This is a genomic window from Methylobacter sp. Wu8 (assembly GCF_036440755.1).
GTDB lineage: Bacteria > Pseudomonadota > Gammaproteobacteria > Methylococcales > Methylomonadaceae > Methylobacter_A > Methylobacter_A tundripaludum_A.
On sequence record NZ_JAZGVT010000005.1, the window covers coordinates 1 to 6,615 of the forward strand.

The 6,615-nt window shown below is 55.5% G+C and carries 3 protein-coding genes; all 3 read left to right on the forward strand.

Annotated elements, in window-relative coordinates:
• Positions 1-1,398: amino acid adenylation domain-containing protein (locus tag V3O24_RS00095; RefSeq protein WP_331305556.1), on the forward strand; the 1,398-nt coding region annotated here is incomplete at its 5' end.
• On the forward strand, positions 1,395-5,969 hold the full coding sequence (locus V3O24_RS00100; RefSeq protein ID WP_331305557.1) for an amino acid adenylation domain-containing protein: 4,575 nt from the start codon (positions 1,395-1,397) through the stop codon (positions 5,967-5,969). The genes V3O24_RS00095 and V3O24_RS00100, both read left to right, overlap by 4 nt.
• Before the next feature lie 153 nt (positions 5,970-6,122).
• Positions 6,123-6,615: STN domain-containing protein (locus V3O24_RS00105; protein WP_331305559.1), on the forward strand; the 493-nt coding region annotated here is incomplete at its 3' end.

A 6,615-nucleotide genomic window follows, 5' to 3' on the forward strand; every position in this document is an offset into this window, starting at 1 on the left:
AAGCTGATGCCGGAAAACCTGGCCTATTGCATCTACACCTCCGGCTCCACCGGGCAACCGAAAGGCGCGGGCGTACCGCACCAGGGCATACTCAACCGGCTGCAATGGATGCAGGCGGAGTACGCCCTGGATCAAAGCGACCGGGTGCTGCAAAAGACCCCGTACAGCTTCGACGTTTCGGTTTGGGAATTCTTCTGGCCGTTGATGACCGGCGCGCAACTGGTCGTCGCCAAGCCGGATCAACACAAAGACAGCCGGGCCTTGATCGACACCATCGTGCGCGAACAGATCACCACCGTCCACTTCGTACCGTCGATGCTGCAAGCCTTTATCGACACGACGGGCGCGGAAAACTGCACCGGCTTGAAACGCGTGATCTGTAGCGGCGAAGCCTTACCGGCCGACCTGGTTGCACGTTTTCAGCAAAAACTGCCGGCCGGACTGCACAACCTTTACGGCCCCACCGAAGCCTCCGTAGACGTCAGTTACTGGGCCTGCATACCGGACAGAGCCGAAACCGCGATCCCTATCGGACGGCCGATAGCCAACATCGCCCTGTACATCCTGGATAGGCAGCTGAACCCCGTACCGGTCGGCACCCCCGGCGAACTGCATATCGGCGGCATCGGCTTGGGCCGCGGCTACCTGAATCGTCCCGGCCTGACCGCGGAAAAATTCATTCCCAACCCGTTCGGTCCCAGCGGCAGCCGCCTGTACAAAACCGGCGATCTGGTCCGTTACCGGCCGGACGGCGACATCGATTACCTGGGCCGGATCGACCATCAAGTCAAAATTCGCGGCTTCAGGATCGAACTGGGCGAAATCGAAGCCCGCCTGCTGGAAGCGCCGGACATCAAAGAAGCGGTCGTCATCGCCCGTGAAGACCAGCCCGGCGACAAGCGCCTCGTTGCCTACCTGGTTGCCGGAACCGCCGTTGCGAGCGAACTATTGAAGCTCCGGCTCAAGGAAACGCTGCCCGAGTACATGGTCCCGAGCGCCTTTGTGCAGTTGGACGGCATGCCGCTGAGCGCCAACGGCAAACTGGATCGCAAGCGCTTGCCCCGGCCGGACCTCAGCGAACTGTCGGCAAAACAGTATGTCGCGCCGCGCACGGACAGCGAAGAGATTCTGGCGGAAATATGGGCCGATGTGCTGGGCGTTGACAGAGTCGGCGTCGAGGATAATTTTTTCGAATTGGGCGGGCATTCGCTGTTGGCGACTCAGCTGGTATCCCGGATTTGTATCCGATTCGGGATTGATTTACCGTTAAAGACCCTTTTTGACACGACGAATGTCGCGCAGTTGGCCGCGAAAGTCGATTTGCTGACTTGGGCTAGAGATCAGGCGGAGACGGCGGCGAATGCAGATGAAATCGAGCTTGAGGATATCGAACTATGATGTTGAGTCAATTGCTGACGACATTGCGGGATTTGAATGTGCATCTTTATGTTGAGCAGGGCGATTTAAAATGCAAGGCGCCGAAAGGTGCGTTGAACGAAGCGCTTAAGTTACAGCTCAAATCCAGAAAAGCGGAGTTAATCGAAGCACTGTCCCAGGCCGGGCAAGCATCCGCATCACCTATAAAGCCGGACCAGAGAACAGCGCCGTTACCGCTTTCATACGCCCAGCAGCGTTTGTGGTTTCTGGATCAATTGGAACCGGACAGTTCTTTTTACAACATGCCTGTCGCGTTCAGGCTAAGCGGGTATTTGAATGACGCGGCGTTGCAGCAAGGTTTCAGCGAGATCGTTCGCAGGCATGAAAACTTGCGCACTTCTTTCGTGACCGAGAATGCAGCGCCGACACAGAGGATTTCATCCGAATCCGCATTGCCTGTTGCCCATGTCGATTTAACCGGCTTGTCTCGGCAGGCTTGCCGGGATGCGCTGTCGGATCTGTGCCGGCAGGAAGCGGAAAAGCCTTTTTCGTTAGCCGTCGGCCCGTTAATCCGGGTAACGTTGATTGCCTTGCCTGACGGTGCCGGGCGGAAGCAAAACATTCTGCTGCTGACGATGCATCATATTATCTCCGACGGCTGGTCCTCGGCGATTTTGATGCGCGAATTTGTTTCGCTGTATCAGGCGTTCAGCCGGGGCAGACCTTCACCGTTAGCGGAGTTGCCGATTCAATATGCCGATTTTGCCTGTTGGCAGCGCCGCCGTCTTGTTGGCGATGTATTGCAGAGGCAAATCGATTATTGGCGCAGTAAACTGGACGGTGCGCCAAGCCTGCTGGAACTGCCGACAGACCGTCCCAGGCCAGCGGTCATGGCTTATCGCGGCGCATCACACCAGTTTGAGATTCCGGCCGCGCTCGCGGAGCAAATCCATCGAATAAGCCGCCAATACGATGCGACCTTGTTTGCAGTGCTGCTGGCGGCGCTCAATATCCTGTTGTTTCGCTATAGCCACCAGAAAGATATATGCGTCGGTACGCCTGTTGCGAACCGAAATCGCATGGAGATAGAGGGCTTGATCGGTTTTTTCGTCAATACTCTGGTGTTGCGCAGCGACTTGTCGGGCGATCCGCAATTCAACCGCTTGCTGGCCGAGGTCAGAAACACCGTTTTGGATGCCCAAAACCATCAGGATCTGCCGTTCGAACAGCTGGTCGAAGCGCTGAGGCCCGAACGTAATGTGAGCTACAGCCCGTTGTTTCAGGTTATGTTCGTGTTGCAAAACCAGTCCGGGCAGTCGCTGAGCCTGTCGGGGCTGGATATCGGCGTGATCGATGAGGAAAGCACGGTCGCTAAATTCGACCTGACTTTGCATATTCATGAAAACCAAGGCGCACTTGCCGGCAGTTTTGAATATAACACCGAGTTATTCGATCCGTCCACGGTAACGCGCATTGCAGAACACTATCTGACGCTGCTGCAAGGCATTGCGGACGCACCGCAGGCGCGCATTTCCGAACTGCCGCTGCTGACGCGGGATCAGCGCAGGCAAATCCTGGTTGATTGGAATTCGACGCAGGCGGTTTATCCAGCCGACCGATGCCTTCACCAACTGTTTGAGGCGCAAGTGGACAAAACGCCGGACGCCGATGCGGTGGCGTTTGCAGACCAAACATTAAGTTATGCCGAATTGAACGCCAGAGCCAATCTGCTGGCCTATTATCTGCGTTCCAAGGGCGTAGGGCCGGGAAGTTCGGTCGGCCTTTGCGTCGAGCGGTCGTTGGAAATGGCGGTCGGCATGCTGGGCATACTGAAGGCGGGCGGCGCTTATGTGCCGCTGGATCCCCATTACCCGGAAGAGCGCATCGCCTATATGCTGAAAGATGCGGGCATTGCGATGCTGCTTAGCCAGCAGCGGCTGGCGTGGGCATTGCCGTCCGGCGTGAAGGCCACCGTTTACCTGGACAGCGATTGGGCGACGATAGCGCAAGGGTCTATCGACAATCCGGCGCCGTGCAATCATCCGCTCGATCTGGCCTATATGATCTACACTTCCGGCTCCACCGGACAACCCAAAGGCGTGATGGTTTCGCACCGCAACGCCGTGCATTCGACAAACGCACGGTTTTCAAGCTATCGGCATCCGGTCAGCGCCTATCTGCTGTTGTCCTCGTTTGCATTCGACAGTTCCGTGGCAGGGCTGTTCTGGACGCTGGGGCAGGGCGGTTGTTTGTGTCTGCCGACTGACGATGACGCCAAAGATCCGGCGGCATTGGCCGAGCTGATCTTAAACCGGCGAGTGTCGCATCTGCTGGCCTTGCCGTCCTTCTATGCCTTGCTGTTGAAACAGGCGGCAACGGAGCTGCAATCCTTGAAAACGGCTATCGTTGCCGGAGAAGCCTGTTCAGTCGAGGTCGTCAAACAACACCGCGCGGTATTGCCGCATGTGCCTTTATATAACGAATACGGCCCTACCGAAGGCTCGGTATGGAGCAGCGTTTACCTGGCCGATCAGGATGATTTGGACAGGCCGCTGTCGATAGGGCGTCCGATCAGCAATGTTAGGCTCTACATTCTGGATAAGGCCGGCAGTCCGGTGCCGGTCGGCGTACAGGGAGAGCTCCATATCGGCGGCGAAGGCGTGGTGCGCGGCTATTGGCGGCGTCCCGAACTGACCGCGGAAAAATTCATCCCCGATCCGTTCCGGCTTGACGGCGGCAGGCTCTACAAAACCGGCGACCTGGCCCGTTACCGGCCGGACGGCAATATCGAATTTTTAGGCCGCATCGACCATCAGGTGAAAATCCGCGGCTTCAGGATCGAACTGGGGGAAATAGAAACGCGGTTGATGGCTTATCCCGGTGTCGATGAGGCTGTCGTTCTAGCCAGGGAAGACCGGTTCGGCAACAAGCGTCTGCTTGCTTACCTGACCGCGCGGGATAACGCGGCGTTAACCGAGAGTGCCTTGCGTGACGCGATCAAGGAAAGTATGCCGGACTATATGCTGCCCGGTGCTTTTGTTTTTCTCGAGCGGTTGCCGTTGACGGCTAACGGCAAGATTGACCGTAAGGCCTTGCCCGAGCCGGACTTGGCTGAAACGGCAAAAAACGCCTATGAAGCGCCTGTGACGGAGACGGAAAAAAGCCTGGCGGCTATTTGGAGCGGGATACTCGGCATTGAGCGGATAGGCAGAAACGACGATTTTTTCGAGTTGGGCGGGCATTCGTTGCTGGCGGCCCAGTTGCCGTTTTCGGTGCAAAAAAAACTGAACGCCCAGCTGCCGCTGAAGAGTTTTTTCGAGACACCCATCCTGGCGGCGCAAGCACGGTTAATCGATCGGGGCGAAAGCGGTGAAATGCCGGTTAACCTTGAAGCCGAAGCCGTGCTTGACCCTGCGATTATTCCGTTACAGCCTGCGCCTATCGACGTAGCGGCGGCTCAAGCGGTGTTCCTGACCGGTGCGACCGGTTTTCTCGGTGTGTTTTTGCTGGCCGAGTTGCTGGAACGGATCGACGCTGAAATTTATTGCCTGGTCAGGGCTGCCGATGAACGGGAAGCGCTGACCCGGCTGCAACGCCAAGCGGACCGTTATGAGCTGCATGAGCGTATCGATTGGAGTCGGGTTATCGCCGTCTGCGGTGATTTGGCGGAACCCGGACTTGGACTCTCAAAATTACGCTACGAAGAAATAGCCGGGCAGGCTGAAGTCATTTACCACAACGGGGCGCTGGTCAGTTTCGTCCAGCCTTACAAAACCCTGAAAGCCGCCAATGTTCTGGGTACGGAAGAAGTGCTGCGTCTCGCCTGTATCGGCAAAGCCAAGGCCATTCATTATGTTTCGACTTTGTCGGTGTTTAGCGAAGTTTCCGCCGGTAATGCGAGCGGATACAGGGAAAATGATGAGCCGAAACCCAGCGGAAATCTAGTCAACGGCTACGCGCAGAGTAAATGGGTGGCGGAAAAGCTGGTCAGGTCGGCCAGGGATAGAGGTTTTCAGGTGAGTGTTTACAGGCCGGCGACGGTTTCGGGAGATACCCGGAACGGGGTGTGGAACACCGACGATTTTCTGTGCCGGATGCTTAAAGGCTGTATTCAGCTGGGATCGGCGCCGGAAGGCAATAGTCCGCTCGATATAGCGCCTGTCGATTACATGAGCCGCGCCATCGTCTCGCTTTCGTTGCAGCCGAGTTCGGTCGGCGCTTGTTTCCATTTAAATCATCCCGAACCGCCTTATTCCGATGAGCTGATCGATTGGTTCAGCCGGTCGGGTTATCGTCTGGAGCGTATTCCTTATAGAGACTGGGTGAACAAGGTGTTAAAAACCGGCGAGGCGGGGTACGAAGATTTTGCTTTATTGCCGCTGCTGCCGGTGTTTTCGGTCCAGAACCAGGATGAGCAGGCGTCGGAAGAAGATAACATCCGCTACGATTGCAGCGAAACACAAGGCGTGTTGTCGAAATTAGGCATCGAGTGCGCCATGTTGGACGGCGAGTTGTTGGCGCGTTATCAAAACTATTTTAGACGTAGCGGGTTTGTTCAGGAGCCGGAGCATTACAAAGAGAAATTATTCTAAACAAAATGATTTTGCGGGTGGGGTGGATTTCAAGCTTGCTCGTCTACCTTATTGTAAACGTATTGGCTGCACTGATAACAATATCTGCAAGTGTTCGGTTCCTGCTTTATAAGAACTTGACTCAAGCACGAAACTACTAAGGAAAATTCTAAAATGCTTAATAACAAGAAAAGCTTTTCTTCCGGCGGAATGGCGGTTAACCGGGGAAAAAAGATCAGGTCATGCTTCATCAACGGGGTGTTTATTTTAACGTTTTGCCATGCGGCGCCAGCTTTATCGGAACAAACCCAAAAAATCCAGTTTGACATGCCTTCCAGCGATTTGGCTTCCGCACTGAATCGTTACGCGGAAAAAACCGGTATGGAATTAAGCTATCCGGCCTCTATGGTAGCAGGTTCAAAATCAATGCCGCTTAAAGGCAGTTACGGCGTTCAAGAAGGCTTGAACGAATTATTGCGGGGAACCGGCTTGGCTTACCGGTTGACCGGGGAAAATAGTGTGACGCTTGAAAAAGCGCCGGTTTCTAAAGCAGCAGGCTCTACAACCTTGTCCGGGGTAACGGTTAAAGGACAACGGCAGTATGACCCTAACGATCCTTACAATACCGATTATGCGGTACCGAATGCCAACAGCGCGACCAAGACCG

Bases quoted from the DNA above. Each gene is read 5' to 3' on its own strand.
- V3O24_RS00100 (WP_331305557.1), top strand. From the start codon at position 1,395: ATGATGTTGAGTCAATTGCTGACGACATTGCGGGATTTGAATGTGCAT.